This window comes from Methylocystis sp. JR02, assembly GCF_030063565.1.
GTDB lineage: Bacteria > Pseudomonadota > Alphaproteobacteria > Rhizobiales > Beijerinckiaceae > Methylocystis > Methylocystis iwaonis.
In genome coordinates this window covers 1,571,948-1,597,345 of record NZ_JASIRC010000001.1, presented here as the reverse complement: position 1 = coordinate 1,597,345, position 25,398 = coordinate 1,571,948, and the positions used below count along the sequence as shown (strand labels likewise).

Here is a 25,398-nt window from a genome sequence, read left to right as displayed (position 1 = left end):
ACGGCCCCATTGACCCGCGGCGCTTCTTCTTATACGAGACTGAAAGCTGCGCCGCAGCATGAGGCGCTCCAGCCGCGTATAGCCGACGTCACTTTCAGTTGCGTCGGGCCCGCTGTCGAGCCTCCCCACGCATCAATTGACGGCCCGATACGCGGGGCAAGTCTCCCTTTTTTCCGGATCGAAACCGCCGCGCCCGCTTTCCGGCCGCGGCTGCGAATCCCTTATGAAAGACGCTCAGTGACCCAATTTGCCGATCTCGGTCTTTCCGAGATTCTTCTTCGCGCCTTGAACCGCGAAGGCTACGAGACCCCGACGTCCATCCAGGCCCAGTCCATTCCCTATCTGCTTCAGGGGCGCGACCTTCTCGGCATCGCCCAGACCGGCACCGGCAAGACCGCGGCCTTCGCTTTACCGATATTGGAGCGCTTCGCCGCCGACCGGCGTCGTCCCACGCCCTTTACGGCCCGCGCGCTGGTGCTTGCGCCGACGCGCGAGCTCGCGGCCCAGATCGCCGATAGTTTCCGCGCCTATGGGCAATTCATGCGGCCGAGCGTCGGCGTGATCGTCGGCGGCGTATCGCATCGTCCGCAGATCGAGATGCTGTCGCGCGGCCTCGACGTGCTCGTCGCGACGCCCGGCCGGCTTCTCGACCATATTGCGTCGGGGCGCTTCAAGCCGGCGACGACCGAGGTGCTCGTCCTCGACGAGGCCGACCATATGCTCGATCTCGGCTTCGTCGTTCCGATCCGCCAGATCGTTTCGAAGCTCTCCAAGAACCGCCAGACTTTGCTCTTCTCGGCCACCATGCCGAAGGAGATCGCCGGCCTTGCGCAGGATATGCTGAACAACCCCGCGCAGGTGTCGGTGACGCCAGTCGCCACCACCGCCGAACGCGTCGAGCAGCATGTGTTTCTCGTCGACGGCGGCGCCAAGCGCGACGTGCTGCTCGAGCTGATGAAAGACACGGACATCTCCCGCGCCATCGTCTTCACCCGCACCAAGCGCGGCGCCGATCGCGTGGCGCAGCATCTCGAGGCGGCGGGCGTCGGCGCCGAGGCGATCCATGGCAACAAGAGCCAGAACCAGCGCATCCGCGCGCTCGATTCGTTCCGCAAGGGACGCACCCGCGTTCTGGTCGCGACGGATATTGCGGCGCGGGGCATCGACGTCGATGGCGTGACGCATGTGGTTAATTTCGAGCTGCCGGAAGTGCCGGAGGCTTATGTTCACCGCATCGGCCGCACGGCCCGCGGCGGCGCCTCTGGTCGGGCGATTTCCTTGTGCGACAACGGCGAGCGTCCGTTGCTGCGGCAGATTGAGAAATTGACGCGCCAGTCGCTGCCCTTCACCGACCGCCGCAGCGAGGACCAGCGCCGCGACGACGCCCAACCTCGCCGCGCCCAACCGAGCAATGGCGCCGGGCGGAATGCGCATAAGCATCCGCGCCGTGAAGGCCAGCACGCCGAAGCGCGCCGGCCGGGGGGCGAACGCCAGAACGCGCAGCGTCCGGCGCGGCCAGCCAATGGCCAGAAGCGGCGGGCGCATGGCGGCGGCGGCAATCGCTCGCAGTCGCGCGCGCCGCAGGCCTGATAAGAAAGACCATCGCTTTCGCAAAGCCGGCAGTCGCCGGCTTTGTCTTTTTTCAGCGGATATATAAAGGCGGGCGTCGCCACGACGTCATTGCGAGGAGCGAAGCGACGAAGCAATCCAGGGCCGTGATGTGGCCCTGGATTGCTTCGCTGCGCTCGCAATGACGGTGGATGGTGTTGCGGTCTTTCCTTGCGCTCGCCCGCACGCGCCTTAGATTGAGCATGAGCCAACCGAGAGCGGCGCGCATGCTCTATGACCTTCTTATTATCGGCGGCGGGATCAACGGCTGCGCCATTGCGCGCGACGCGGCGGGGCGGGGGCTTTCGGTGCGCCTCGTCGAGCAGAACGATCTTGCGAGCGGCACGTCCTCCGCCTCGACAAAGCTGATCCATGGCGGTCTGCGCTATCTCGAACTCTATGAGTTTCGCCTCGTGCATGAAGCGCTGGAGGAGCGCGAGCGCCTGCTCGCCGCCGCGCCGCATATCATCTGGCCGTTGAAATTCGTGCTCCCCCATGAAAAGGGCCTGCGTCCTTTGTGGATGCTGCGGCTCGGCCTCTTTCTCTACGACCATCTTGCGCGCCGCAAACGCCTCGAAGGCTCGCATCTGGTCGCGCTAGGGGACAACGCGCTCGGCGCCCCGTTGCGCGAGACCTATAACGTCGGCTTCACTTACGCCGATTGCTGGGTGGAGGATTCGCGTCTCGTTGCGCTCAACGCGCTCGACGCCAAGGAGCGCGGCGCGATGGTCAGCGTTGGCGCGCGGCTCGTGCAGGCGAAACGCAAGGGCGCGCATTGGATCGCAAAACTCGAAGGCGGCGTGGAGATCGAGGCGCGCGCCCTGGTGAATGCGGCGGGACCATGGGTGTCGCATGTCATCGAAGGCGCGCTGCATATGCATTCGCGAAAGCATGTGCGGCTGGTGAAGGGCTCGCATCTTGTTACGCGCAGGCTCTACGCGGGCGACCACGCTTACATTTTGCAAAACCCGGACGGCCGCATCGTCTTCGCCATCCCATTCGAGCATGAGTTCACGCTGATCGGCACAACCGACGTCGCTTATGAAGGCGCGCCGGGGGAGGTTGCAATCAGCGACGCGGAGACAGACTACCTCCTCGACGCCATCAACCACTTTCTGCGCAAGCCTGTCACGCGCGCAGACGTCGTGTGGAGCTATTCGGGGCTGCGGCCCCTTTACGACGATGGGTCTCTCAACGCTTCGGTGGTGACGCGCGACTATGCTTTTGATCTCGACGCGCCGGAAGATGGCGCGCCGGTTTTGTCGATCTTCGGCGGCAAGATCACCACGGCCCGTCGCCTCGCGGAACATGCGCTGGCCGAGTTGCGCCGCTTTCTGCCGGCGCATGGCGAGGCATGGACCGCGGGAGCGACGTTCCCCGGGGGCGATATGGAGTTCGACGCCCTTCTGGCGCGGTTGAAGAGCGAGAAGCCTTTTCTCGGCGACGCATTGGCGCGGCGGCTCGCGCGCGCCTATGGGACGCGCGCCGAGCGCATTGTGAAGCATGCGCATGCGATGGCGGATTTAGGCGGTGACTTCGGTTGTGGGCTCACCGAGGCAGAAGTGCGTTATTTGATGGAGAACGAGTGGGCCCGCAAAGCCGACGATATTTTGTGGCGTCGATCGAAGCTCGGGCTGCATATGAGCACGGCGCAGCAACTGGCCTTAAGGGAATATATGGGCGCTTAGGTGCTTCCCGGCGATCCAGCGTTGTGAGCCGCCAATACCTCCCCTTTACGGGGAGGTCGGCGGCCAAAGGCCGCCGGGTGGGGCTCGCGCCGCAACAAACCGTGGTGGGGCTTTACCCCACCCGACCCCGCTTACGCGGGGCCACCCTCCCCGTAAAGGGGAGGGATTCGCTCGCGCCCCAGCGCATTCACCCCCCAAACGCGGCCTTTCCTTCTGTCACTGAGCGCGCGCCTTCTATTACTGTTTGCGCCAAGCTTGGCGCCGCAACCGCAATGTTCTTGGCGAAGAAATGCGCGAGCGCTTCATAGCGCGCAGCGTTGTGGTCATTTTCGCGACGCGCGGCTTTGGCGGCTTTTTCGAGAAGCGTCGCGCCGCGCGCCAGCGCGAACAGGCGCAGATAAGGCGTCGCGCCTGCAAGAGCCTCGGCTGGCGCTTGCTTTGCCGCGCGCAACAGATAGTGGCTGGCTTGTGCGAACGCTTCCACCGCCGCGCCGACCGCGGCGACAGTGCTTTCTCTTGCGATGGCGCGCATGTCGTCGATCTCGCGGGTCAGCGCCGCGCCGCCCGACATCGGCAATTTGCGCCCCACGAGGTCGATCGCCTGAATGCCATTCGTTCCTTCATAGATCGCGCAGATGCGCGCGTCGCGCATAAGCTGGGCGACGCCCGTCTCTTCGATATAGCCCATGCCGCCATGCACCTGCACAGCGAGCGACGTCACCTCATTGCCAATGTCGGTGGAGAAGGCCTTGGCCATAGGCGTCAGCAGGCTCGCGCGCTCTTCCGCCGCCTTTGCGCGGGCGGGGTCCTCGTCGCGATGCGCGCGGTCGAGAGATGCGGCCGTCTCGAAAGAGATCAGACGCGCAGCCGCCGTCAGGCTCGCCATGGTGAGGAGCATGCGGGCGACATCCGGGTGCTCGATGATCGCGCTTGTCTCCGGCGCCCCCGGCGCGCGGCCCTGCTTGCGTTCTTTGGCGTAAGCCAGCGCCGCCTGCGTGGCGCGTTCGGCGAGCGCCACGCCCTGCAGGCCGACCGAAAGCCGGGCGTTGTTCATCATGGTGAACATGCAGGCAAGGCCATTGTTTTCTTCGCCGATCAGAAAGCCGACGGCGTCCTCATAAACCATGGTGCAGGTCGGCGAGGCATGGATGCCGAGCTTGTGTTCGACGCCGGCGCAATGCAGCGTGTTGCGGCGGGTGAAGGCGCCCTTTTCATCGGGCAGGAATTTTGGCGCGAGGAAAAGCGAGATACCCTTCGTTCCGGGCGGCGCATCGGGGAGCCGCGCCAGCACCAGATGCACGATGTTGTCGGCGAGATCGTGCTCGCCATAAGTGATGAATATCTTCTGGCCGCTGAGGCGGTAGGAGCCGTCGGCGTTGCGCTCGGCGCGGGTGCGCAGAAGCGCGAGGTCCGAGCCCGCCTGCGGTTCGGTGAGATTCATCGTCCCGGTCCATTCGCCGCTGACGATCCTGGCGAGATAGGTCTCCTTCAGCGCCGCGCTCGCATGCGCCTCGAGCGCCTCGATCGCGCCATGGGAGAGGAGCGGGCACAGGGCGAAGGAGATATTCGCCGCGTTCCAGATTTCCGTGCAGGCTGCATTGAGCAGCGCCGGAAGGCCGAGCCCGCCGTGATCGGGGCTCGCCGCGATGGCGTTCCAGCCGCCGGCCCGCCAACCGGCATAGGCCTGGCGCCAGCCGGGGGCGGTGGTCACGGCGCCATCGGCAAATTTGACGCCGGCGCGGTCGCCGATCCTGTCGAGCGGCAGAAGCTGCCCTTCGGCGAATTTCGCCGCCTCGTTCAGCGTCTGCTCGGCCACGCCGTCGGCAATGTCGGCGTAGAGGTCCTCGAGGTCCGCTCCCGCGGCGAGGCGGAGTGAAAAGAGAATGTCCGAAAGCGGCGCGCGATAGGTCATTGCTTTTGCCTTGGGGATGCGAATCGTTAAGGTGCATTTAGGGTTCGGCGTCGCGCGTGGTCGAGACGGGAGCCCCATACCGTCATGGCCGGGCTTGTCCCGGCCATCCACGCCGTGCAGACGCCAGAGCCTGCGGGACGATATGTTTACTGACATAAACCCAGCGTGTGGGACAGTGCGCCCGGCATGGGCCGTATCCCTTGGCGTGGATGGCCGGGACAAGCCCGGCCATGACGCGATGTACGGAGCCGACCAGTCGCTTCGCGCGCCACCCTCTCGAGCCCGCGCTTTTTAGCCCGCTTTTCCGCCGCGCCGCCAACGCCTATTATGCGGCGAACCTTTCCAACCCACGAGACCCCATGCCCCTCTACGCCTTTCGCTGCCAGGATTGCGCCCATGAATTCGAGACGCTCGCGCGTTTCGAGGAGATCCCCGAGTGCCCCGCTTGCGGCGGCGCGCATGTCGAGCGCCAATTGTCGCTGATCGCCAAGCCCGCGGCGGGCGGCGATATGGACACAGGCCCGAGCTGCGGCGCCATGTCCGGCGGCGCGCCCTGTCCGAGCTGCCCCGCGCTCGCCGGTTGATGGACGCCGAGGCCCTTCTCGGCGCGCGGCGCATTTTCGTCCCGGCCAACGGGCTGACCTTCGAGGTCTTCGAGGCGGGGGAGGGGGAGCGGCTTGCGCTGCTGCTGCATGGCTTCCCCGAAACCGCCGTCATGTGGCGCCATCTGGTCGCGCCGCTTGTCGCTAAGGGCTATCGCGTCTGGGCCGTCAATCAGCGCGGCTATGGCGCGACGAGCCGGCCGAAGGGCAGGAAGCATTATTCGCTGTCGGCGCTCACCGGGGACGTCGCGGGCCTTATCGACGCTTCCGGCGCCAAGTCGGTCACGCTGATTTCCCACGATTGGGGCGGCCTCGTCGCCTGGGTGGCGGCTATTCGCCGCCTTCGGCCGCTCGAGCGGCTCGTCTTCATCAATATTCCGCACCCGCTCTGCTTCTGGCAGACCTTTTGGCGGAGCCCGCGGCAAAGGTGGAAATCCTTCTATATCGCCTTGTTCCAGATTCCGGCGCTGCCCGATTGGCTGCTGTCGGTCGGGCGCGGCTATCTGACGGCGGCGCTGATCCGCAATGCGGCGCCGCGCCCGGGCGCGATCTGCGACGACGCCAAGGACATTTACCGCGACAACGCCGCTTCGCCCGGCGCAATGACGGCCATGCTCAACTGGTATCGCCGCGCCCTGTGGGACGTGATCGCGGCGCGCGACGCGCTTGACGCGCGCGTCGAGGCGCCGACGCTGATCGTCTGGGGCCTCCGCGACGTCGCTTTGGACCGGGACTGTCTCGAGGGCACGGAGCGTTACGTCGCCAACCTTCGCATCGAGCGCCTGCCGGGCGTGAGCCATTTCTCGCCCGAAGACGCGCCCGAAAAGCTCGCCACGCTCATAGATGATTTCCTTTAACGCGCATTTCCGCGTGAATAATCTCTAAATGGCCATTTCGCCTGTTGACTTGCCGCGCAGTCGTGAGAATCTCCCCCGCTCCGGACATACGTCCGAAAATCATCTATCCGCGCGCTCAGCGCAGTTTTCGATCACGGCCGAGGTTGTCGGCCCTCAAAGGAGTAAAGATCCATTCGCAGGCCAATGAAGAGCACCGCGGCGCCGCAAAAAGAAGGCCCGCGCACCAACCGAGAAATTCGCGCCCGTGAAGTGCAGTTGATCGATTCCGAAGGAAAGAATCACGGCGTCGTCCAATTGCTGGACGCGCTAGGCATGGCCGAGCAGGCCGGGCTCGATCTCGTCGAGATCGCGCCGAACTCGACGCCGCCGGTCTGCAAGATCCTCGATTACGGCCGTTTCCGCTTCGCCGAGCAGAAGAAGGCCGCCGAGGCCCGCAAGAAGCAGAAGGTGGTCGAGGTCAAGGAAATCAAGCTTCGCCCCGGCATCGACGAGCATGACTATGACGTCAAGATGAAGGCGGTTCAGCGCTTCTTCGAGGAAGGCGACAAGGTCAAGGTGACCCTTCGCTTCCGTGGGCGCGAGATTGCGCATCAGGACATCGGCTACCGATTGCTGACGCGCGTGAAGGCCGAGACCGCTCAGATCGCCAAGGTCGAGCTGGAGCCCTCGATGGAAGGGCGGCAGATGGTGATGGTTCTGGCGCCGAAATAGGCGCTGCGCCTGCCGGCGACCCGGCGGGCAGGGGGAGGGGTTGGCAGGCCGATGTCGATTGCGCCGTCCAGGACATTTCTTTCTCGGGCGGCCGCTGGGCTTGTGTCCAGCGCGCTGATGTCGGGCGCTGCGCTAACGCCTGCTGGCGCCCAGCTTGCGCTTCCCGGCGCCGTGGCGCCGACTCCGGAAGGAACGGTGACGTCTCCCGGCGGAAAGTCCAAGAAAAAGCTCAGCAGCGGCGAAATGGGGCAGGCGCGGGGGCCTGTCGTCATGCCCAAGGCCCCTTCCGAGGAGACAATCGTCGGCAAGACGCTGCAGCTCGACGGCGCAGGCGGGGCCATAGAATTCTCTCGGATTGGACCGGATCTGGAAGTCGCGAAGCTGACGCTTTCGGGCGATCGCCTGTCGCGCTCGGGCGAGGAATGCCGCGTCGAGATTGCCGGCATGCCTTTGAAACTCACGCGCCGCGACAGCGGATCCGGGCTGCGCCGCTATCAGCTTCTGTCGCTCCCGGCCTGTCCGTTCACCCTCGATGTGCTGGACGGGGCCATTCTCGTCACCAATGACGGCAAGGCCTGCGAGATCAAGGAAGCGGATTGCCGCGCCGATCCGAGCGGGCTTTGGGGCATGGCGGAGACGGAGTTCGACCCCAAGAAGGCCGAGGACATGCTCGGCGCCCGCGCCAAGGTCGAAAAAGACGTCCGCGCCGATTTCCGCGAACTTTACGAGCGCAACAAGAAAGAAAAGCTGGTCCGCAGTTTCGTCGTGAAGGAGCAGGCGGGCTTTTCCTCCTGGCGGGAGGAGGTTTGCCGCTCCTACGCCAAGGAATCCGACTTCGGCTATTGCGCCCTGCGGTTGACGGAGGCGCGCGCCATTGCGCTCGGCGCCCAGCTCGCGAGCGGCGTGAAGCTGCCGGAAGGCTACGCCGAGGCCGCGGCGGCGGAAGAGGCGGCGGCGAAGGCCAAGGGCAAAAAATAAATTAGCTGGTCGAAACAAGCGTTTACAGAGGCTGCGCTTAAGCTGCCGCTAAGGTCTTTCCCTGATCCTGTCGATGACGACATGGTTTGGGGGCCTGGAAATTGCGCCTATTACAGCTTTACGCCTCAACGAGCAGGCGTTCCGCCTTCGCAGCCTGTCAGCGCGGCACCGTCGCCATTCTCTTCGGCCTAGCGCTTTTACCCGTGGCGCTCCTGGTGGGCGGCGCCGTCGACTATTCTGCGGCAGTAACGAAGAAGTCGCGATTGCAGGAAGCGCTCGATAAAGGCGTTTTGGCGGCTGCGGCTAAAGGCGTCGCAGATTCTGCGCTCCTCAACCGATATTTGAACGCCAATATGCCTGTCGGGATCAGCGCCATCAATGCGACGCTTGCCGTTAGCACGGCTGCAAATGGCGCCGTTATCTACGCGTCTGACGCGACCTTTGCTGTTCAGACGGCTTTTCTGAAGATCATCGGGATGAACTCGATCAACGTGGGCGCGCATTCCGAGGCGACGCTTCCGACGCAGATCGTCACCGCGACTTTCAACGCGGTCAGCGCCAAGGGCGCTTTCGCGAAGGACATGTTCCTCTGGACGAAAAACGCCTCCGGGGCCGTCACCTCAAAGCAAACGGTTCTTTCCTACCGTTACGGCGTCTCCGGCTCCGGAACCAACCCGCCGGTCGGGGCTTGGACAGTCACTTTTTCGGTCCCGAAATATTCGACCTATGGCGTCGGAATGGTCGCTTACCAGGACCTGAGTTATCAAGGTGGGCTGATCAATCCGGTCGAGTTCTATAGCGACGTCAACTCGGCCTCCTTCCGTAAAACCGGCAATTGTCAGGATAGCGGCGGCGCCCAGTACAACGTCGAAGACGGTGGCGACAACGACTATCTCGATTTCGTTTACACGATGAAATGCGCGCTCGGCGTGGCGTCCAACAGCGTAGCGCGCCTCTCGAAATAGAGCGGATTGTCGTCGCCGCTCTATCCGCCCCTGCGCATCAGCATGCCCCGCGCGGGATCGTAGGCGATGATCGCGCCGATGAGGAAGACGCTCGTATAGCCTGCGACCACGAGCAGCGAGACCCAGTCGACCTGCTGATAAAAGGCGAAGCGGATCAGCTCGACCGCGTGGGTAAACGGATTTGCCTGGCAAGCGTAATAGAGCCAGGGGCTCGACTCCTTCACGCGCCAGAGCGGGTAGAGCGCGGAAGAGGCGAAGAACATTGGGAAGATAACGAAGTTCATCACGCCCGCGAAATTCTCGAGCTGCTTGATGAGCGATGACAGCAGCATGCCAAGAGCGCCGAGCATCAGCCCGCCGAGCGCGAGCGCCGGCAGGACGGTGAGATAGCCCCATTTGGTGGGCGGCTCGATCTCCCAGAAATAAGCAATCAGCAGAAAAGCGTAGACCTGCAGGATCGACACGGCGACGCCGGCGAAAAGCTTGGCGCCGAGCAGGAACCAGCGCGGGAAGGGCGAGACGAGCAGCGTGCGCATATTGCCCATCTCACGGTCGTAGACCATGGAGAGCGACGACTGCATGCCGTTGAAAAGCTGGATCATCGCCATGAGGCCCGGCGCGATATAGACCTCATAGAGCACATAGGTTTCGTAGGGCGGGATGATGGAGACGCCGAGCACCTGCCGGAAGCCCGCCGCGAAGATGAAGAGCCACACGAGCGGCCGCACCAGCGCCGAGATGAAGCGCTCGCGCTGATGCAGGAAGCGCAGCCCCTCGCGCCAGACGACGCCCCAAAGACAGACGAGATATTGGCGCGGGGTGAAAGAGGAGGCGAGCGTCATTGGCTCCCGACAGCTCATGCCGAAATCCTCTCTGCGTCGGCGCCTGTGATCTTCGCGAAGGCCGCCCCGATCTCCGCCGCGCCACTTTCCGCAACGATCTCTCGCGCCGTTCCGGTCGCCAGCGCCTTGCCCTTGTGCAGGATCACCACCTGATCCTCGTGATCGATCTCGTCGATGAGATGGGTCGTCCATAAGACGCCGAGCCCCTCGTCGCGCACGAGGCCGCGCACATGGGCGAGAATATCGGCGCGGGCCTTGATGTCGAGGCCGACGGTCGGTTCGTCGAGAAGCAGAAGGCGGGGCTTGTGCAGCAGCGCGCGGGCGATCTCGATGCGGCGCATCTGCCCGCCCGAGAGCGCACGGGCCTTGTCATTGGCGCGTTCGGCAAGGCCGGCGCGCGTCAACGCCACTTGCCCGAGGCGGCGCGCCTCGATAGGGCCGATGCCGTGCAGCGCCGCGTGATAGACGAGGTTCTGCATCAGGCTCAATTCGAGATCGAGCGTGCGCGCCTGAAACACGACGCCGAGCCGCCGCAGCGCCGCGCCAGGGCTGCGCATGACGTCTGCGCCAAAGATCTCGATCTGGCCCTGCCGCGCCGCATAAAGCCGCGTGACGAGGGAGAAGAGCGTGCTTTTACCTGCGCCGTTGAGGCCGAGCAGCACGGTGAAGCTGCCGGGCGCGACAGTGAAGCTCACATCGTCGAGCGCCTTGCGGGGGCCGTAGGAATGCGAGAGATGACGGATGGAGAGGGCGTCGGTCATCGCGGCGCTGTGTTGCAAGCGCGCCTGAAGGCGCGCGGTCCGGACCGCGCGCCTTCAGGCGCGCATCGGCGATTATCAAGCAGCGCCAGCCCCATCATTGCGGCGACACCACCACGCCCCAGGGGAAGGAGCCGACCGGGATAGACTTCACCACTTTGAGGCTCGCCACGTCGATCACCGACACGTCGTTCGACACGCCATTCGCGGTCAGCAGATATTTTTCGTCCGGCGTGAAGGCGAGGTGCCAGACGCGCTGGCCGACAAGCAGATATTTCTCGATCTTCTTCGTCTCGGCGTCGATCACCGCCACACGGTTCGCGGGGCCCAAAGCGACAAAGGCGCGCTTGCCGTCCTTGGTGATCGAAATGCCGATCGGCTGGATCGCCTCCTTCGACATTCCCGGAATCTCGAAGCTGATCTTCTGCTTCAATTCGCGCTTGTTGGGATCGATCACCGCCACCGTGCCGCCAACCTCCGACGACACCCAAAGCTCGGAGCCGTCCTTCTTGAATTCGGCGAAGCGCGGGCGGTTGTCGACGAGGATGTTGGCGACGATCTCCTTGGTCTGCGTATCGATCAGATGCGCCATATTGGTCGTCTCTGATGTATTGACTAGGAGCTTGCCGTCCGGACTGACCGCCATGCCTTCCGGCTCGACGCCGACCGGAATATCGCCAACCTGCTCCTTGCGCTTCACGTCGATGAGCGTGACGAGATTATCGTTCTCATTGGAGACGTAGATCGTGTCGCCCTTGGGGCTGAGCACGAGCAGCTCCGGGTCCGGGCCGGAAGGGAGCTTGCCCGTGAGCTTCAAGGTTTTGGTGTCGAGCACCTGAATGGCGTCGTCGTCGCCGGCGCAGATGAAGAGCTCGGAACCGTCCTTGTTCAGCTCGATGCCGCGCGGGCGGCGCCCGACCTTCACGGTCGCCGTCGCTTCCAGCTTCTCCGTGTCGATGACGGTGATGGAGTTGCCTTTTTCATTGCTGACGAACGCTGTGTAGGCGTGGGTTTGGGCGGGCAGAAGAACACCGCAGAAGAGCGCTGCTCGCAGCAGCCCCCTCCCCAGCCCTCCCCCGCTTCGCGGGAGAGGGAGCAGATCGCGGTCTCCATAAAAAAAGCGGCTCTTGGGCGTGAGTGTTCCCTCTCCCGCGCAGCGGGGGAGGGGCAGGGAGGGGGCCTTCTTCATTTCAACCTGCACTTCGTTTCGGGCTGATCGAGCCCCAGCGTATCGAGTTCGCTCACCTGATGAAGGAAGCCTTCCTGCGGCGAGACGGAGACGGTGATGCGGCCGTCCGACAGGAGGATCGGCTGGCGCAATTGCTGGTTCCAGGGACGCAGCGTCAGGCGTACGCCCTTGAAGGCGGCGATGGAGAAATCCTTGCCGAGCATAAACGCGCGCAGTCTGTCGGGCGCGTTGGAATTGGTGCGCGTCGCCGCTTCGCCGATCATGCGCATGGCGAGCCAGGCGGCGTTGTCGCGCGCGTTCATGAGCCGGCGATAGGTCATCATGAAGCGGTTCTGCAATTGCTGCGCGCCCCATTGCTCATGGGCGGGGTCCCAATTGGTGGGGTAAAGCCCAGCCGAGCCCGCGACAGGGCGCGGGTCCCATGTGCGATAGGGGAGATAGCCCGCGAAAACCTCGCTCTCATCCACGGCGACAAGCGCGTCATAGGCGGGCGCATTCTGGGTCAGGACGGGCATTTGCCGTTGCGTCTGAACCGAGCCCGAGTCGCTGCGCCGCCCGCCGCCGGTGTCTTCATAGAGGCGCTCTTCGACGATCTTGGCGCCGAACTTCTTGGCCGCGCGGCGATAGGCCTGCGCGAGCAATTCGTCATTGGCGTGCGAGCCCTTGATGAGCAGCCATTTCCGCCACTGTTTCCAGACGAGATATTGCGCGAGCCCATCGGCCAGCATGGCGCGCGTCGGCGTGACATGCACGACATTGGCGCGGCAGTCTTCCTCGCGAAGCCGATCGTCGGGCGCCGACACGTTGAAGATCAGCGCGCCCTTCGTCTTGGCGCGCTCGCTCGCCGCAAGAAGACGATCGGGCGAGAGATCGGCAATGATGAGAAGCGCGCCCTTGTCGACGAGCGCGTCGATCGCCGCCGCGACATCGGCGCCGTCGTCGAGCTTCTGGTCGATCGCTTCAAAAGTTTGATGGGTGAATTTGCCGGTGGTGTTGTTGTCGACCGCGCCCATCAGCGCGCCGGCGAGCGTGTCGTCGGCGGCGGGAATGTCGAGGATGGAGAGGGTCTCGCGCGAATGCGGCTCGCGCAACACGCCGACCTTGACATCGAGCGTCTCGGCCCGCGCGGAGGCGGTCGCGAGCATGAGGCATAAAGCGGCGGCGAGGCGTTTCATGGCCTTCTACATGGCCGGATCGGCGGGAGGGATCAAGTTGTAAGAACGCGGTCCATCATTCGCGCCCTTGGAGTTCGCACCCTTGGAGAATGCGAGGCAACCGGGAATCCGGAGCAAAGCCTGACACCTTTTCCGGTTGAACAGCTCGCATTGGGGGATGTCATTCCCGGCGGACTGAAAGCCCGACCGGGAATCCAGAGCCACAAAAGCGCTGGTTCGGCTCTGGATTCCCGATCGCTCACTACGCGAGCGTCGGGAATGACAGCCGGAAAGCCGGGATCAGCGGACGACGCGCAGCAGCGCCTTGCCTTGCTTGGACGCGAATTCCTTGTCGTCCAGCGTCCCTTCATTGTCGCCGTCGGCTTCCTTGAAGAGCTTGCCGACGACCGCGAGATATTCGTCCTTGCTCAGCGTGCCGTCATTGTCGGGGTCAGCCGCTTTGAATTCCTTTTTGGAGAGGCGGCCCTGAAGCTCCTTGGGCTCGATGGTGCCGTCATTGTCCTTGTCGAGCTTGGTGAAAAGCGCCTCGGCGGATTTGTTCGCCTCGTTCACGTCGACCGTGCCGTCATTGTCCGTATCGAGCGAGGCGACCGGCGGGGCCTTTTTGGCCAGCGCGGGCGCGACCGGGGCGACGAGCAGCCCGGCAAGCGCCAGCGCGCCGTACACAAACGTCTTTTTCATATCGATCTCCAAAGTTGGCGCCGAAGCAGCGCTAAAATAGGCGCCCGGGAGCCCGGGCGCCAGCGCCGCCGGTCAAAAGGAGATCTTCACGCCGCCAAAGAGGCCGAGCGGCGGTCCGAGCGAAACCATTTTCGGATTCGACAAGGGCAGGAAGGAAATCGCCGCCGTATCGTAGAAGACTCCGAAGCTGCGCGACCGCACATTGGCGACGTTTTCGATGAGCCCGTAGAATTGCAGATTCGGCGTCGCCTGCCAGGATGTGCGTAAATTGATCAGCGCATAGGGCGAGAGCGTGCCGAAGGCGTTGATTTCGTCCTCGCGCAGCCAGCCCCCCGTCGAATAGACGACATCGCCCCCGATTCGCCATTGCGGCGTCACGGCGTAATCCGCGCCCGCCTTCAGGCGGTGGCGCGGGATCGAGGACATGTTTGCGCCGGGCGTGATCATCACGCTGCCATTGCCGAAGGCCGCCGCCAGCGGATTGTTCGGCGCGCCGAGCAGGATCGTCGACTGGAAAGTTGCGTCGGTCAACGTATAGCTGAGCCAGGCGCTGAGCCTTTCGTCGGCGTAGCGCAGCGAGGCTTCGACGCCCTGGCGCAAGGTCGTCCCGGCGTTGGTGAAATAGCCGCGCCCGCCGACCTGGGTCGGGACGCTCAGAATGTCGTTGAAATTATAGGTGCGATAGAGCCCCGCGCTCCAGGTGAGCTCGCCGGGGAGATAATCCGCCGCCCACGGAATGATCGCAGGAAGCGCGACATTGCCGCGCAGGCCCGTCTCGATCGTATGCGACACCACTTGTTTCAGCGGCGGATCGGCGACAAGGAAATTGTCGATGAGACAGGGACGGTTCGGGTCGGCGCAGGCGAGCTCGAGCGGCGTCGGCGCGCGATTGGCCTCCGAATAGCTGGCGTAGGCCGAGACATTCGGCAGGATTTTATAGGTGAGGCCGGCAACAGGATTGATGCGCGTATAGACGCCCGAGCCGTTGATCTGGGTCCCGCGCATATCGTACAGCGAAATGCCGGCGCGATTGAAGCGCGCGCCCGCAGTCGCCGAGAGCTTGTCGGTGATGTCGAGCGTGTCGAGCGCATAGACGCCGAGATAGTCGTTCGAGGCGCGCACCGAAACGCTCGAAATGCTGCTCCCGGGTTCTTCCACGACCGGGCCGGTGATCCCGACGACGAGGTTCGGTTGAATGACACCGAGCGTCTCATTCGCCGAAAAGGCCGTCCAGCCGTGATCATAGCTGACGCCGAAAGTGATCTTATTGTGGAAGCCGAAATAAATATCATCGTTTGTGGCCTGGACGGTGCCGCCGATGGTGCGTGAGCGAGTCCAGGTGTTGTCGATCACGCCGAGCGATGCGGCGCCGCCGAAATAGTCGGGAAGCCGCGTGTCCTCGCCCTCGCCGTTGCACAGCGTTGCTTCGCCGCAGGAATTGAACTCGGTGGTGTTGCCGTCGACGCGCGCTTGATCGAAGGCGCGGAAGTGAACGTCGCCGAAAAGCTTCCAATGCTCGTTGGGCGCGATGTTGCCGTTGATGTCGTACATCGCCAGCGTGTTCTTATAGGTTTGCGGCGTCGTATAGGCTGCGCCCGGATCGATGTTCGTCAGCTCGACGGGCGCCGGGCCGGAGGCGCCGAAGCGGTTTTGCGCCACCGTGACATTGGCGTGGATTTCGCCGCTCTCGCCGCGATAGCCGACGTCGCCGTAAAGCCGCTTGACGTGCGAGCCGGAGAAATGGCGATAGCCGTTGTCGCCCGCAGCCTCCATGGCGAGGTAGCTCGCAAAGGCTCCTTTTTGGACGCCATATTGCATCGAGGCCTGACGGCGCGCCCAGCTACCGGCGCGGGCGTCGAGTTCGAAGCCCTGATAGGTAAAGCCGTTCTTCATGTCGACCGTGACGGCGCCGCCGATGGCGTTGAGGCCGAAGAGCGGGTTGCCGGTGACCACCGTCAGGCGGTCGATGGCGATATTCGGGATCAAGTCCCAGTTGACCGCGTCACCCCAGGCTTCGTTGACGCGAATGCCGTTCTGATAGACGGCGAGCCCCTGCGGCGTGCCGGAGATGGGCGAGGCGACAAAGCCGCGGAAGTCGATCTGCGGCTGGAAGGGATTGCCGGCGACGTCGCTGATGATCACGCCCGGCGCCTGGCGCTGAAGCGCGCCGGAGACGTCGAACTGGCGGGTCTGCGCCAGTTCCTTGGAGGAGAGCGTATAGGTCGCCGCCGGAACGGCGTATTTGATAACGACCGGGGAAGCCGCGGGCGTCGCCGAGATCGGGGCGGAAGAGACGCGTGTGGACTGGCCGGCGGCCGGGCGGCTCGGGGCGGTTTGCGCGGGCGCAGGACGCGCGGTCGAGCGCAGCGGCGCGCCGCCGACCTCGATCGTCGGCAAGGAGGTCTGCGCCAAGGCCCCGCCCGGCGCGAGCGCCACCGAGAGAGCGATGAAGGAAATCCGTCTATCCAAAACCATGGCCCCAGTCCGATTTTTGCGAGCATCTTTATTGGGCGGGTTTATATCTCTCAGCCTGCCGCGCCGTCCCGTCGCCAAGACAGTTTAGCGACAATATTCCCGACCTGTTGCGCCTTCGCTACAGGTTTGAAAAATAACGGTTTTACAGGGATGCGGTCCTGCTCTTTTCGGGAGAAAATCCCGGGCCTCTCGGGCCGAGCGGCTCAGCTCCGCGTCTTGTCGGCGGACGCTGCGTCGAGGGGCAACTCGGCGACGAGCCGGGCGCCGCCGTTCGAACCATTGTCGAGCCTGAGCGTTCCGCCAAGTGCGCTCACCCTTTCACGCATGCCCCGCAGCCCGAGTCCGGCAGGCGTGAAAGCGGCCGGAAGCCCCGTCCCGTCGTCGCGGACTTCGACGCGTAGCCGCTGGCCGGCGCGCGCGATCGCGACGGCGATTCGGCTTGCCCCCGAATGTCTGAAGGCGTTGGTGAGCCCTTCCTGGACGACGCGATAGGCTGTGATCGCGGTCGTTTCGTCGAGCTTGGCCCGCGCGCCTTCGAGCGAGAGATCGATGGCGATTTCCGCCCGCGTCTCACGCCAGCCGCGCGCCAGCGCCTCGATCGCGTCGGCAAGGCCCATCTCCTCCAGCGCCGCCGGCCGCAGTCTTCCTAAAATGCGTCGGTTCACCTGCTGCAAGGCGGCGATCTGTCCGTCGATCTTGGCGCAATCTTCAGCCAGCCGCGCCGGGTCGGCGCCGGGGCTTTGCGCCTTGCGCGCCAGGGCGCCGACGCCGGCGCGCACGGTGAAGAGGAAAGGCCCGATCTCGTCGTGAAGGTCGCGCGCAATGGCGCGGCGCTCTTCGTCCTGCACATGGATCATGTGGCGCAGAAGCCGCCGATTTTCCGCGTCGAGTCGCTGCAAAGTGGCGGCGAGGCTGTCGATGCGCTCGGCGATCATCACGAATTCGCGGGAGCCGTCGGCGGGAACGCGTATCGCATGATCGCCCTGTTCGAGCCGTTGCAGCGCCTCGGAAAGCGCGCCGATCGGGGCGAGCGCGCGGGAAACAGCATAGGAGACGAGCGCGAAGGCGATCGCGGCGACGCCGGCCGCGCCGATCGCGAGCCAGACAATTTCCTCCCAGATCTCAGCGATCTCGTCTTGCGAGCTTGCCGTAATTTCGATTGTTCCGAGCGGCGTTGCGAGGCGCGTCGGCGCGGGCGCCCGAAACACCAGCGCGCTGAACCAGTCGGGCGCGCGTTTCTCATTTGTCCCGACCGATGGCGCTTCCCCTTCCACGATCACGCGCACGTGGCGAAGGCGGCCCGCGTCTTCCATCAACTCCGCAAGGACGGCGCGCGGATTCTGCGTCGTCGACAGCCGGGGCAGGGTGGCCTGGACGAGCTCGCGCGCAAGTCTTGTCGCGCCCTCGGCTTCCGCGCTGACGCGCGTTCCCGCATGGAGGATCAGCAGGCCCACGCCAAAGGCAAGACCCGCGATGATGACGCCGCCGATCAGAAGCGAGAGCCGCGCGCGCAACGTCATTTTTCGCAACATGGCCGATTTCCTCCCGCTTTCTCGCCTGCGTCGGGACGAACGCAGGGAGCGGCGACTTTACGAAGGCGCCGCTTACGGTCAATCTTGACGCAGTTTCAAGGGAGGAAAGATGCGCGTTCTTATAGTCGACGACCATCCGATCATTGTCGCGGGCTGCTCAGCGATGCTCGCCGGGGAAGGCGACATAGAGGTCGTCGACGCCCGTGATGCGGAGAGCGGCCTTGCGGCCTTTATCGCCAACAAGCCCGATGTGACGGTCGTCGACATCGCCATGCCCGGCGTTTCGGGGCTCGAATTGACGCGGCGTATTTTGGAGATCGACGGGCAGGCGCGCATCGTCGTGTTCAGCATGAATGACGACCCGATCTTCGCCGCGCGGGCGATCGAGGCCGGCGCCAAGGGCTATGTTACGAAGAACGACGACCCCTTTTTGCTGCTGAAGGCTGTGCGCGAGGTGGCCGCTGGCGGGGTGTTTCTGATGCCGAAAATCGCCAATCAGCTCGCCTTCGCGAAAAATTCCGCCGCGGTCAGCCCGCTCTCGGCGCTCACGGCGCGAGAGCTGGAGATATTGCGCATGCTGGGCTCGGGCCTCGGCATGGCCGAAATCGCCGAGGCGACTCAGGTTTCCTACAAGACCGTCGCCAATAGCTGCTCGATCATGAAGCGCAAGCTCGGCGCCCGCACGCCGATGGAGCTGATGCGAATCGCGCTGGAGCAGAAGCTGGCGTGAGTTGCGTCTGCCGCATTACCCACTCTCGCTTCGCTCCCGCGTCAAGGCCGGGCTTGTCCCGGCCATCCACGCCGCGCAACGGCGGCTCAGGTGGGGCGGGTGCGCGCCACCTCGCAACGCCTGCGAAGTCGCCCGGATTGGTCTTTGGCTCAGAGCTAGTCACGTCCCAGGGTAGGCCCTGCCCATTGGCGTGGATGGCCGGGACAAGCCCGGCCATGACGGCCTTGATGCCGACTCGCGCTCTGGGAGGGGCTTACTTCGCGTCCGGGTAAGGCTCCGGCGCCAAATAATTCGCCGGGACGGAGCCCGTCAGGCTTCCCAGGAAGGCCACGATGTCGGCGGCGTCCTTATCGGAGAGCGTCTTGTCGAGCTGCGTCTTGCCCATGATTTTCACGGCCTTGGTCAGATCGTCGACCGAGCCGTCGTGGAAATAAGGCGCGGTCTTCGCGACATTGCGCAGGCTCGCGACCTTGAAGACGTAGAGATCGTCGTCGTTTTTGGTGACGTCCGCGCGGCCCTTGTCGGGCGTCGCCGCGCCCGTTTCCTTCCAGTAGTCTTCGGTCACGCCGAACTTCTGGAAGGAATTGCCGCCGAGACCGACGCCATTGTGGCAGGTGACGCAGCCGGTATCGATGAATTTGCGCAGGCCCGCCTGTTCCTGCGGCGACAGCGCCTTGGCGTCGCCTGACAGGAAGGCGTCGAATCTCGATGGCGTCAGCAGCGTCCATTCGAAGGCGGCGACGGCGATGCCCCAATTGCGGGAGTTGATCGGGTCTTTGTCGTCCGGAAAGGCTTTCGCGAAAGCGTCCGGATAGGCGGGGATGGCCTTCAGCTTGCCCATTGCGGTCGCTTGGTCGGGATTGCCGAAGCTCGCCGGGCCGAGCAGCGATTTTTCCGCCTGCTCTTCGAGCGATTCGCGGTCGCCGCGCCAATGCTGCTTGAAATTCATCGCGGCGTTGAAGATAGACGGCGCGTTGCGGGGATTTTCCTTGCCGAACACGCCGACGGCCTTGGGAAGGCCATCGGTCGCCTGCTTATCCGGCAAATGGCAGTGAGAGCAGCTCACATTGCCGTCCATCGAGACGCGATTCTCGAAGAACAGCCGTCGACCAAGCTCGGCGCGGACAGCCTGCAGCGAATCCTTGGCGACCGGGACCGAAGGAAGCGGCTGGAAGGACGCATGCGCGTCGTTGAGAAGCTTTTTCGTGTCGAGCGTTTCGGCGATCGCCGCCGTGGACAGGATGGCTGCCGTTGAAGCGATAAATAGCGCCGATTTGCGCATGACGGCCCTCAGAGACTTTGCTGTTTCAACGAATTGGGCAAAAAAATCGAGCCGAGTAAGAAACGCCGTCAACAGCGGCGTATATCCTACCGGCTCGCTTTTTTGTCGAGCATATCGTCGCCGAAGCGCCGATTCTCGCGAATTCTTAGATTTCAGCCGAAGAGTAGCTGGTGACTTCCATGCCGACGCAAACTTCGACGATCACAGGGGTGGTCCAGGCCATGTCGATATCCTCCGATTTGGAACTCTGACGGCTGCTTCCCGCTCTTGTTGGCCGTTTGATCGGCTGGGGCAGGTTCGAGCTCGGCGAGAGCATTATCATGATCGATGGGGCCGTGCAATTGACCTTATGGCCCCGCTTGCGGCGAAGCCGGCGCGGCGGCAGACCTCGCTTCTTTGTGTTCTGCAGAGATGTGACGCCCAAGCGTCTCGACATGGCGCGTGACGGCTGCTAGGTACAGCGCGCTTTCGAAACGGGCGCGTGCAATCCGGCCGAAGGCCATCATTCATAAGCCTTAGAGCCTTCCTCACGCCACTGGCGGCGAGAGAATCGCTCGGGCCCGCGCGGCGCCGGCCGCGCGACAAGGACAACAACCGCGACCAGCGGAACGGGGCAGGGAATCGGATGAGCAAGGCGACGCTCGACGGCAAAGCGATTGCGCTCGAAGACGCCTATAAAAAGGCTGCGCGGATATTGAGCCGCGCGAATTTTCCCCTCGTAGCAGGTCTCGGGGCGGACGTTCCCGGCGCACGCGCGGCGATACTTTTAGCCGAGCGGCTGCGCGGCGCGTTCGACCATCTGGCCTCGGGCGAGTCGCTGGCCGACCTCGACGTGAAGCGGTCTTTCGGCATGTTCACCACCACGGCCAATGAGGCGCGCGTGCGCGCCGACGTCGTCGTGCTCGTCGGCCCCGGCCTGACCAAGCAATGGCCCGGCATGCTGGAGCGTCTCGCGCTCGATCAGGCCCCGCGCCATGGTTCGCACGCCGGGACGCCGCGTAAGGTCATCTGGCTCGGGCCGGACGCGAGCGAGGCGAACGCCATCGCCGGCGCAACGGTCATTCCGGCGAATTTGCAGGAAATCCCCGGCGCCCTCGGCGTCTGGCGCGCCCGCGTCGGCGGCCGCCCGGTCAATGCCGATCGGATCGACGCCGCCAAGCTCGAGCGGATCGACGCCCTTGCCGACACGCTGAAAAACGCCAAGTTCGGCTGCTTCGTCTGGGCCGCCTCCGCCGGCCTCGACGCGCTGACGATCGAGATGATGCAGGCGCTCGTCACCGACCTCAATGTCACGACGCGCTTCACGGGCGTGCATATCGGCGCCCGCGCCGGCGCGTCGGGCGTGACGCAAGCGGCGGGCTGGATGACGGGCTTCCCGCCGCGCACGGGCTTTGGCCGCGGCTATCCCGAGCACGATCCCTGGCGCTTCGAGGCGACGCGCCTCGTCGACAGCGGCGAGGCCGACGCCGCGCTGTGGATTTCCGCTTTCGACGGCGAGGCGCCCTCCTGGTCGCGCCCGGATATTCCGCTCGTCACTCTGGCCCCCGCTGGCTCGGCGCCGGCGCGCGGGCTTTACATCGAAGTCGGTCAGCCCGGCGTCACTCACGACGCCGTGCTCATGGCCCAGGAGACCGGCGGCCTGACGCTGCGCACGGCTACAGCGCCGTCCGACGCGCCGACGGTTGCTCACGTCATCGACGCCATCATGGCGAATGTTTCGGAGGTCGCGCCTTGCTGACAGTTTTGCGTGGCGGCCATGTCGTCGACCCGGCAACGGGCAAGGACGGCGTCGGCGACGTCTGGTTCGAAGACGGCCGCATCGTCGCGCCCCCGGCCGACGGCAAGGCCGATCAGGAGATCGATTGCACGGGCCATATCGTCATGGCCGGCGCCATCGACATTCACTCACACATTGCCGGCGGCAATGTGAACACCGCGCGCCTGCTGCTGCCCGAGCTGCATCGCGGCATTCGCGCGCGTCTCGCCAATACGCCGCTCTCGACCGCCAAATGGTCGACCTATGAGACCGGCCGGCTCTATGCGCAGATGGGCTTCACGACGGTCGTCGAGCCAGCGATGGCGCCGCATCACTCGCTGCAGACGCATTTCGAGCTCAATGACGTCCCGATCCTCGACAAGGGCGCGCTGACGGTTCTCGGCAACGACGACTTCCTGCTGCGCCAGATCCGTGCGGGCGAGCCCGAGAGCGCGATCAACGACTATGTCGCGACGACGGTCGCCGGCACGAAGTCGCTCGGCCTCAAATGCATCAATCCGGGCGGCTGCGAGGCCTTCAAGGAGAATATGCGGGCCTATGGGCTCGACGACGAGGTGCCCTTCTACGGGCTCACGTCGCGCCAGATTTTCCAGTCGTTGCAGAAGGCGACGCAGGCGGTGGGCATCCACCACCCGCTGCATCTGCACATGAACAATCTGGGCATCGCCGGCAATATCCAGACCGCGCTCGACACGATCGACGCGGCGCAGGGCCTGCCGCTGCATCTCGCCCATATTCAGTTCTATGCCTATGGCAAGGAGGGCAATAACGCCTTCTCCTCGGCCGCCGCGACTTTCGCCGACAAGATCAACGCCAATCCGAATGTCACGGTCGACGTCGGCCAGGTGATGTTCTCGCAGACGGTGACGATCTCCTCCGACGTGTTGAAGCAGTTCAACAGCATGCCGGGCGGCATCCCGAAGAAGGGCGCGATCTTCGACGGCGACGCCAATGGCGGCGGCATCGTGCCTTACAACTACAAGATCTCGAACTATTACAACGCTATCCAATGGGCGGCGGGTCTCGAGCTGTTCCTGCTCATCAAGAATCCCGAGCAGGTCTTCTTCACCACTGACCATCCGAACGGCGGCCCCTTCACCGCCTATCCGGAGCTGTTCGCGCTGCTGATGAGCGCCGAGCTGCGCGAGCAGGTGATGTCGCGGCTGCCGGCCGAGGCGCTGCAGTTCACGACGCTGCCCTCGCTCAAGCGCGAATACACTTATTATGAACTCGCGCAGATGAGCCGCTCGGGCGCCGCCAAGCTCTTCGGCTTCACGGACCGCGGCACGCTCGCCGCCGGCGCCGTCGCCGACGTCGCGGTCTATAAGGAGAGCCGCGACAAGGCCGGCATGTTCCGCCGCGCCGCTTACGTCTTCAAGGACGGCGACCTCGTGGTGAAGGACGGCGAGGTGTCGCATTACAAACGCGGCAAGACGCTGCATATCAGCCCGCGCTTCGACAACAATATCAACAAGCGGCTCGATAGCTACTACGAGGAGCTTTACGGCCTGCCGCGCGGCATTTTCGACGTGCCGGACGCCGCTCTGCCGCACAAGGACGCCTTTGCGGAGGTCGCATGCAAGGAATAGTTCGCAACGGCGTTCGCATCGACGAGAGTTTCGCCGAAGCCTTCCCGATGAGCGGGACGGGCATTCTCATCACCGGCCCCAACGCCAAATGGGCCATGATCGCCGCCAAGACCATGACGGGCTTCGCGACCTCGGTCATCGGCTGCGGCTGCGAGGCCGGCGTCGACTGCGAGGTTTCGCCCGAAGAGACGCCCGATGGGCGCCCCGGCGTGCGCGCGCTGCTGTTCGCCATGTCCTCGAAGGACGCCGAAAAGCAGCTCGTCAACCGCCTCGGCCAATGCGTGCTGACCTGCCCAGGCTCGGCGGTCTATTCGACCGTCAAGGGCGAGTTCGAGATCAAGGTCGGCGACGCCGTGCGCCAGTTCGGCGACAAATGGCAGATGTCCAAGGCCATCGACGGACGCCGCTTCTGGCGCATCCCGGTCATGGACGGCGAGTTCTTCTGCGAGTCGAAGGTCGGGCTGACGAAGAAGTCCGTCGGCGGCGGCAATCTGCTCGTCATGGGCGCGGATTGGGAGTCGACCATGCGGGCGACGGAAGCCGCCGTCGCCGCGATCGACGCCGTGCCGGACGTGATCCAGCCCTTCCCGGGCGGCATCGTTCGTTCGGGCTCCAAGGTCGGCTCGCAATATAAGGGCATGGGCGCCTCCACCAATGACGCCTATTGCCCGACGCTGCGCGGCGTGACCAAGAGCGCGCTCGATCCCGACGTCGGCTGCGTGCTCGAGATCGTCATCGACGGCCTGACCGACGCGGCGGTTTCCGCCGCCATGCGCGCGGGGTTGAAAGCGATCATCGAGATGGGCCCGGAGAAGGGCGCCAAGCGCGTCGGCGCCGGCAACTATGGCGGTAAGCTCGGCCCGTTCCACTATCATTTGAAGGATTTGCTGCCGTGAAGCCCTTCACCTTCACGCTCCGCCAGGAGCCGCCGCAGCGCGTCGACCTTTCGGCGCTCACGCCCGACCGCCTCGCCGGCAAGTCGCTGGCCGACATCGAGAAGATCGAAATCGGCACGACCCGCGCCTCGACCAAGGTCGGCGACGTGTTCAAGCTCGCCGAGGGCGATCTCAAGAACATCCGCTACGAGGGCGGCTCGGCGCGTTTCGATCTGATCGGTGCCAAGCTCCTGCCGGACTTCGCCATTCACGTCGAGGGCGACGTCGGCCTGCAGCTCGGCCGGCTCGCCAAGGGCGGCAGGATTACGGTTTCGGGCAGCGCCGGGGCCTATGCGGCCTCGGGCAATGAGGGCGCCCATATCGAGATCAAGGGCGATGCGGGCGAGATGCTCGCGGCCCCGCTTGCGGGTGAGCTTGCCGGCATGTCCGGCGGCCGCGTCTTGGTGCGCGGCAAGGCCGGCGCACGGGCGGGCGACCGCCTCCGCCGCGGCATTTTGATTATCGAAGGGGACGCTGGCGAGGATTTGGGCTCGCGCCTCATCGCCGGCACCATCGTGGCGCTGGGCAAGACCTCGGGCCGCGTCGGCTATCTCAACAAGCGCGGCTCGCTGGTTTTGGCCAAGCGCCCGGAGATCGGCCCGACCTATATCGACTGCGGCCCGCATGTCCTTACTTTCGCGCGGCTTTTCGCCCGCGGGCTGAAGGCGGACAGCGAGGCGGCGGCGGCGGTTCTGTCGGCCAAGCTGCAGCGCTACGGCGGCGATACGGCCGTCTATGGCAAGGGCGAAATCTTGACCCCCGCCTGACCGGCATTACCCTTGCTTAGAGTTTGTGCGCCGCCGAATTCGGCGGCGCTCACGCAAGGGGTGTTGCCGATGAATTTCGTCGAACTCATCCTCACTGTCTGCACGCTCGCGCAGCCGAACGCCTGCGATGAGCGCCGGCTCATGCTCGAATCCGCCACTGGCTCGACGAGCAATTGCATGATGCAGGCGATGCCATACATCGCCCAGTGGTCGGGCGATCATCCCAATGTGCAGGTCACCCGCTGGCGCTGCGTCACGCCCGGCGCCGAGGGAAACAAGATTTAGGAGACAGCCGTCATTGCGAGCGAAGCGAAGCAATCCAGGCCCGCTCCCGCTATCCTGGGG

Annotated in this window: 23 protein-coding genes; 13 read left to right on the top strand and 10 right to left on the bottom strand. The window is 64.5% G+C overall.

Features of this window, described 5'->3' with window-relative positions:
* Positions 1-237 precede the first annotated feature (237 nt).
* Positions 238-1,590, top strand: coding sequence for a DEAD/DEAH box helicase (locus tag QNA11_RS07665; RefSeq protein ID WP_283482563.1), 1,353 nt, complete (start codon positions 238-240; stop codon positions 1,588-1,590).
* Positions 1,591-1,835: 245 nt separating this feature from the next.
* Positions 1,836-3,296, top strand: coding sequence for a glycerol-3-phosphate dehydrogenase (gene glpD / locus QNA11_RS07660; protein WP_283484174.1), 1,461 nt, complete (start codon positions 1,836-1,838; stop codon positions 3,294-3,296).
* A 187-nt stretch (positions 3,297-3,483) separates the two neighbouring features.
* On the opposite strand, the gene QNA11_RS07655 is transcribed toward glpD, so the two are convergent.
* Complete coding sequence (locus QNA11_RS07655) at positions 3,484-5,208, bottom strand: acyl-CoA dehydrogenase family protein (RefSeq protein WP_283482562.1); 1,725 nt, start codon at positions 5,206-5,208, stop codon at positions 3,484-3,486.
* Between the two features lie 230 nt (positions 5,209-5,438).
* Here QNA11_RS07655 and QNA11_RS07650 point away from each other — a divergent pair, with 230 nt between their 5' ends.
* From QNA11_RS07650 to QNA11_RS07630, 5 genes are all read left to right on the top strand, one after another.
* Positions 5,439-5,792, top strand: coding sequence for an FmdB family zinc ribbon protein (locus QNA11_RS07650; protein WP_283482561.1), 354 nt, complete (start codon positions 5,439-5,441; stop codon positions 5,790-5,792).
* Positions 5,792-6,667 (top strand): alpha/beta fold hydrolase, encoded by an 876-nt coding sequence (locus QNA11_RS07645; protein WP_283482560.1) that lies wholly within the window; start codon positions 5,792-5,794, stop codon positions 6,665-6,667. The genes QNA11_RS07650 and QNA11_RS07645 overlap by 1 nt, the downstream gene beginning before the upstream one ends.
* Before the next feature lie 183 nt (positions 6,668-6,850).
* The gene (gene infC, locus QNA11_RS07640; protein WP_202073633.1) at positions 6,851-7,378 is read left to right on the top strand and encodes a translation initiation factor IF-3; all 528 of its coding nucleotides are present in this window, start codon (positions 6,851-6,853) and stop codon (positions 7,376-7,378) included.
* 117 nt (positions 7,379-7,495) lie between these two features.
* Positions 7,496-8,356, top strand: coding sequence for a hypothetical protein (locus QNA11_RS07635; protein WP_283482559.1), 861 nt, complete (start codon positions 7,496-7,498; stop codon positions 8,354-8,356).
* Positions 8,357-8,442: 86 nt separating this feature from the next.
* Positions 8,443-9,321: a TadE/TadG family type IV pilus assembly protein gene (locus QNA11_RS07630; protein WP_349362184.1), complete on the top strand. Its 879-nt coding sequence runs from the start codon at positions 8,443-8,445 to the stop codon at positions 9,319-9,321.
* A 20-nt stretch (positions 9,322-9,341) separates the two neighbouring features.
* Here QNA11_RS07630 and QNA11_RS07625 read toward each other — a convergent pair whose 3' ends face one another.
* The 7 genes from QNA11_RS07625 to QNA11_RS07595 all read right to left on the bottom strand — a co-directional run bounded on the left by QNA11_RS07625 (position 9,342) and on the right by QNA11_RS07595 (position 17,973).
* Positions 9,342-10,181 carry a lanthanide ABC transporter permease protein PedC gene (locus QNA11_RS07625; protein WP_283482557.1) on the bottom strand — a complete coding sequence of 280 codons (840 nt, stop codon included), beginning with the start codon at positions 10,179-10,181 and terminating at the stop codon, positions 9,342-9,344.
* Positions 10,178-10,924, bottom strand: a complete 747-nt coding sequence (locus QNA11_RS07620; RefSeq protein WP_283482555.1) for a lanthanide ABC transporter ATP-binding protein PedB/LutE — start codon at positions 10,922-10,924, stop codon at positions 10,178-10,180. Before QNA11_RS07620 ends, QNA11_RS07625 begins: the two co-directional genes overlap by 4 nt.
* 94 nt (positions 10,925-11,018) lie before the next feature.
* Complete coding sequence (locus QNA11_RS07615; RefSeq protein WP_283482554.1) at positions 11,019-12,110, bottom strand: YVTN family beta-propeller repeat protein; 1,092 nt, start codon at positions 12,108-12,110, stop codon at positions 11,019-11,021.
* Positions 12,107-13,285: a lanthanide ABC transporter ABC transporter substrate-binding protein PedA1 gene (locus QNA11_RS07610; protein WP_283482553.1), complete on the bottom strand. Its 1,179-nt coding sequence runs from the start codon at positions 13,283-13,285 to the stop codon at positions 12,107-12,109. The genes QNA11_RS07615 and QNA11_RS07610 overlap by 4 nt, the downstream gene beginning before the upstream one ends.
* 279 nt (positions 13,286-13,564) lie before the next feature.
* Positions 13,565-13,966 (bottom strand): lanmodulin LanM, encoded by a 402-nt coding sequence (gene lanM / locus QNA11_RS07605; RefSeq protein WP_283482552.1) that lies wholly within the window; start codon positions 13,964-13,966, stop codon positions 13,565-13,567.
* 72 nt (positions 13,967-14,038) lie between these two features.
* A complete protein-coding gene (locus QNA11_RS07600) occupies positions 14,039-16,441 on the bottom strand; it encodes a TonB-dependent receptor (protein WP_283482551.1) in 2,403 nt (800 codons plus the stop codon).
* Between the two features lie 203 nt (positions 16,442-16,644).
* Positions 16,645-17,973: an ATP-binding protein gene (locus tag QNA11_RS07595; RefSeq protein WP_283482550.1), complete on the bottom strand. Its 1,329-nt coding sequence runs from the start codon at positions 17,971-17,973 to the stop codon at positions 16,645-16,647.
* A 109-nt stretch (positions 17,974-18,082) separates the two neighbouring features.
* On the opposite strand from QNA11_RS07595, the gene QNA11_RS07590 reads away from it, so the two are divergent.
* Positions 18,083-18,703, top strand: a complete 621-nt coding sequence (locus QNA11_RS07590) for a response regulator transcription factor (protein ID WP_283482549.1) — start codon at positions 18,083-18,085, stop codon at positions 18,701-18,703.
* Between the two features lie 253 nt (positions 18,704-18,956).
* Here QNA11_RS07590 and QNA11_RS07585 read toward each other — a convergent pair whose 3' ends face one another.
* Together QNA11_RS07585 and pqqA are read right to left on the bottom strand one after the other, a co-directional pair.
* Positions 18,957-19,985, bottom strand: coding sequence for a cytochrome-c peroxidase (locus tag QNA11_RS07585; protein WP_283482548.1), 1,029 nt, complete (start codon positions 19,983-19,985; stop codon positions 18,957-18,959).
* A gap of 145 nt (positions 19,986-20,130) precedes the next feature.
* On the bottom strand, positions 20,131-20,208 hold the full coding sequence (gene pqqA, locus QNA11_RS20735) for a pyrroloquinoline quinone precursor peptide PqqA (protein ID WP_165052019.1): 78 nt from the start codon (positions 20,206-20,208) through the stop codon (positions 20,131-20,133).
* A 402-nt stretch (positions 20,209-20,610) separates the two neighbouring features.
* On the opposite strand from pqqA, the gene QNA11_RS07580 reads away from it, so the two are divergent.
* Genes QNA11_RS07580 through QNA11_RS07560 form a run of 5 tightly spaced genes read left to right on the top strand, consistent with a single transcriptional unit; the run spans position 20,611 to position 25,338 of the window.
* Positions 20,611-21,723 carry a formylmethanofuran dehydrogenase gene (locus tag QNA11_RS07580; protein ID WP_283482547.1) on the top strand — a complete coding sequence of 371 codons (1,113 nt, stop codon included), beginning with the start codon at positions 20,611-20,613 and terminating at the stop codon, positions 21,721-21,723.
* Positions 21,717-23,351, top strand: coding sequence for a formylmethanofuran dehydrogenase subunit A (locus tag QNA11_RS07575; protein ID WP_283482546.1), 1,635 nt, complete (start codon positions 21,717-21,719; stop codon positions 23,349-23,351). Before QNA11_RS07580 ends, QNA11_RS07575 begins: the two co-directional genes overlap by 7 nt.
* Positions 23,339-24,247 carry a formylmethanofuran--tetrahydromethanopterin N-formyltransferase gene (gene fhcD, locus QNA11_RS07570; protein WP_283482545.1) on the top strand — a complete coding sequence of 303 codons (909 nt, stop codon included), beginning with the start codon at positions 23,339-23,341 and terminating at the stop codon, positions 24,245-24,247. The genes QNA11_RS07575 and fhcD overlap by 13 nt, the downstream gene beginning before the upstream one ends.
* Positions 24,244-25,053 (top strand): formylmethanofuran dehydrogenase subunit C, encoded by an 810-nt coding sequence (locus QNA11_RS07565; RefSeq protein WP_283482544.1) that lies wholly within the window; start codon positions 24,244-24,246, stop codon positions 25,051-25,053. Before fhcD ends, QNA11_RS07565 begins: the two co-directional genes overlap by 4 nt.
* A 12-nt stretch (positions 25,054-25,065) precedes the next feature.
* A complete protein-coding gene (locus QNA11_RS07560) occupies positions 25,066-25,338 on the top strand; it encodes a hypothetical protein (RefSeq protein ID WP_283482543.1) in 273 nt (90 codons plus the stop codon).
* The last annotated feature ends 60 nt before the right edge of the window (positions 25,339-25,398 follow it).

Bases quoted from the DNA above. Each gene is read 5' to 3' on its own strand.
- QNA11_RS07600 (WP_283482551.1), bottom strand. From the start codon at position 16,441: ATGGTTTTGGATAGACGGATTTCCTTCATCGCTCTCTCGGTGGCGCTC.
- QNA11_RS07655 (WP_283482562.1), bottom strand. From the start codon at position 5,208: ATGACCTATCGCGCGCCGCTTTCGGACATTCTCTTTTCACTCCGCCTC.
- QNA11_RS07590 (WP_283482549.1), top strand. From the start codon at position 18,083: ATGCGCGTTCTTATAGTCGACGACCATCCGATCATTGTCGCGGGCTGC.
- QNA11_RS07645 (WP_283482560.1), top strand. From the start codon at position 5,792: ATGGACGCCGAGGCCCTTCTCGGCGCGCGGCGCATTTTCGTCCCGGCC.
- pqqA (WP_165052019.1), bottom strand. From the start codon at position 20,208: ATGGCCTGGACCACCCCTGTGATCGTCGAAGTTTGCGTCGGCATGGAA.
- QNA11_RS07650 (WP_283482561.1), top strand. From the start codon at position 5,439: ATGACGCGATGTACGGAGCCGACCAGTCGCTTCGCGCGCCACCCTCTC.
- QNA11_RS07625 (WP_283482557.1), bottom strand. From the start codon at position 10,181: ATGAGCTGTCGGGAGCCAATGACGCTCGCCTCCTCTTTCACCCCGCGC.
- QNA11_RS07580 (WP_283482547.1), top strand. From the start codon at position 20,611: ATGAGCAAGGCGACGCTCGACGGCAAAGCGATTGCGCTCGAAGACGCC.
- QNA11_RS07585 (WP_283482548.1), bottom strand. From the start codon at position 19,985: ATGCGCAAATCGGCGCTATTTATCGCTTCAACGGCAGCCATCCTGTCC.
- QNA11_RS07635 (WP_283482559.1), top strand. From the start codon at position 7,496: ATGTCGGGCGCTGCGCTAACGCCTGCTGGCGCCCAGCTTGCGCTTCCC.
- QNA11_RS07595 (WP_283482550.1), bottom strand. From the start codon at position 17,973: ATGTTGCGAAAAATGACGTTGCGCGCGCGGCTCTCGCTTCTGATCGGC.
- glpD (WP_283484174.1), top strand. From the start codon at position 1,836: ATGCTCTATGACCTTCTTATTATCGGCGGCGGGATCAACGGCTGCGCC.
- QNA11_RS07610 (WP_283482553.1), bottom strand. From the start codon at position 13,285: ATGAAACGCCTCGCCGCCGCTTTATGCCTCATGCTCGCGACCGCCTCC.
- fhcD (WP_283482545.1), top strand. From the start codon at position 23,339: ATGCAAGGAATAGTTCGCAACGGCGTTCGCATCGACGAGAGTTTCGCC.
- QNA11_RS07615 (WP_283482554.1), bottom strand. From the start codon at position 12,110: ATGAAGAAGGCCCCCTCCCTGCCCCTCCCCCGCTGCGCGGGAGAGGGA.
- infC (WP_202073633.1), top strand. From the start codon at position 6,851: ATGAAGAGCACCGCGGCGCCGCAAAAAGAAGGCCCGCGCACCAACCGA.
- lanM (WP_283482552.1), bottom strand. From the start codon at position 13,966: ATGAAAAAGACGTTTGTGTACGGCGCGCTGGCGCTTGCCGGGCTGCTC.
- QNA11_RS07620 (WP_283482555.1), bottom strand. From the start codon at position 10,924: ATGACCGACGCCCTCTCCATCCGTCATCTCTCGCATTCCTACGGCCCC.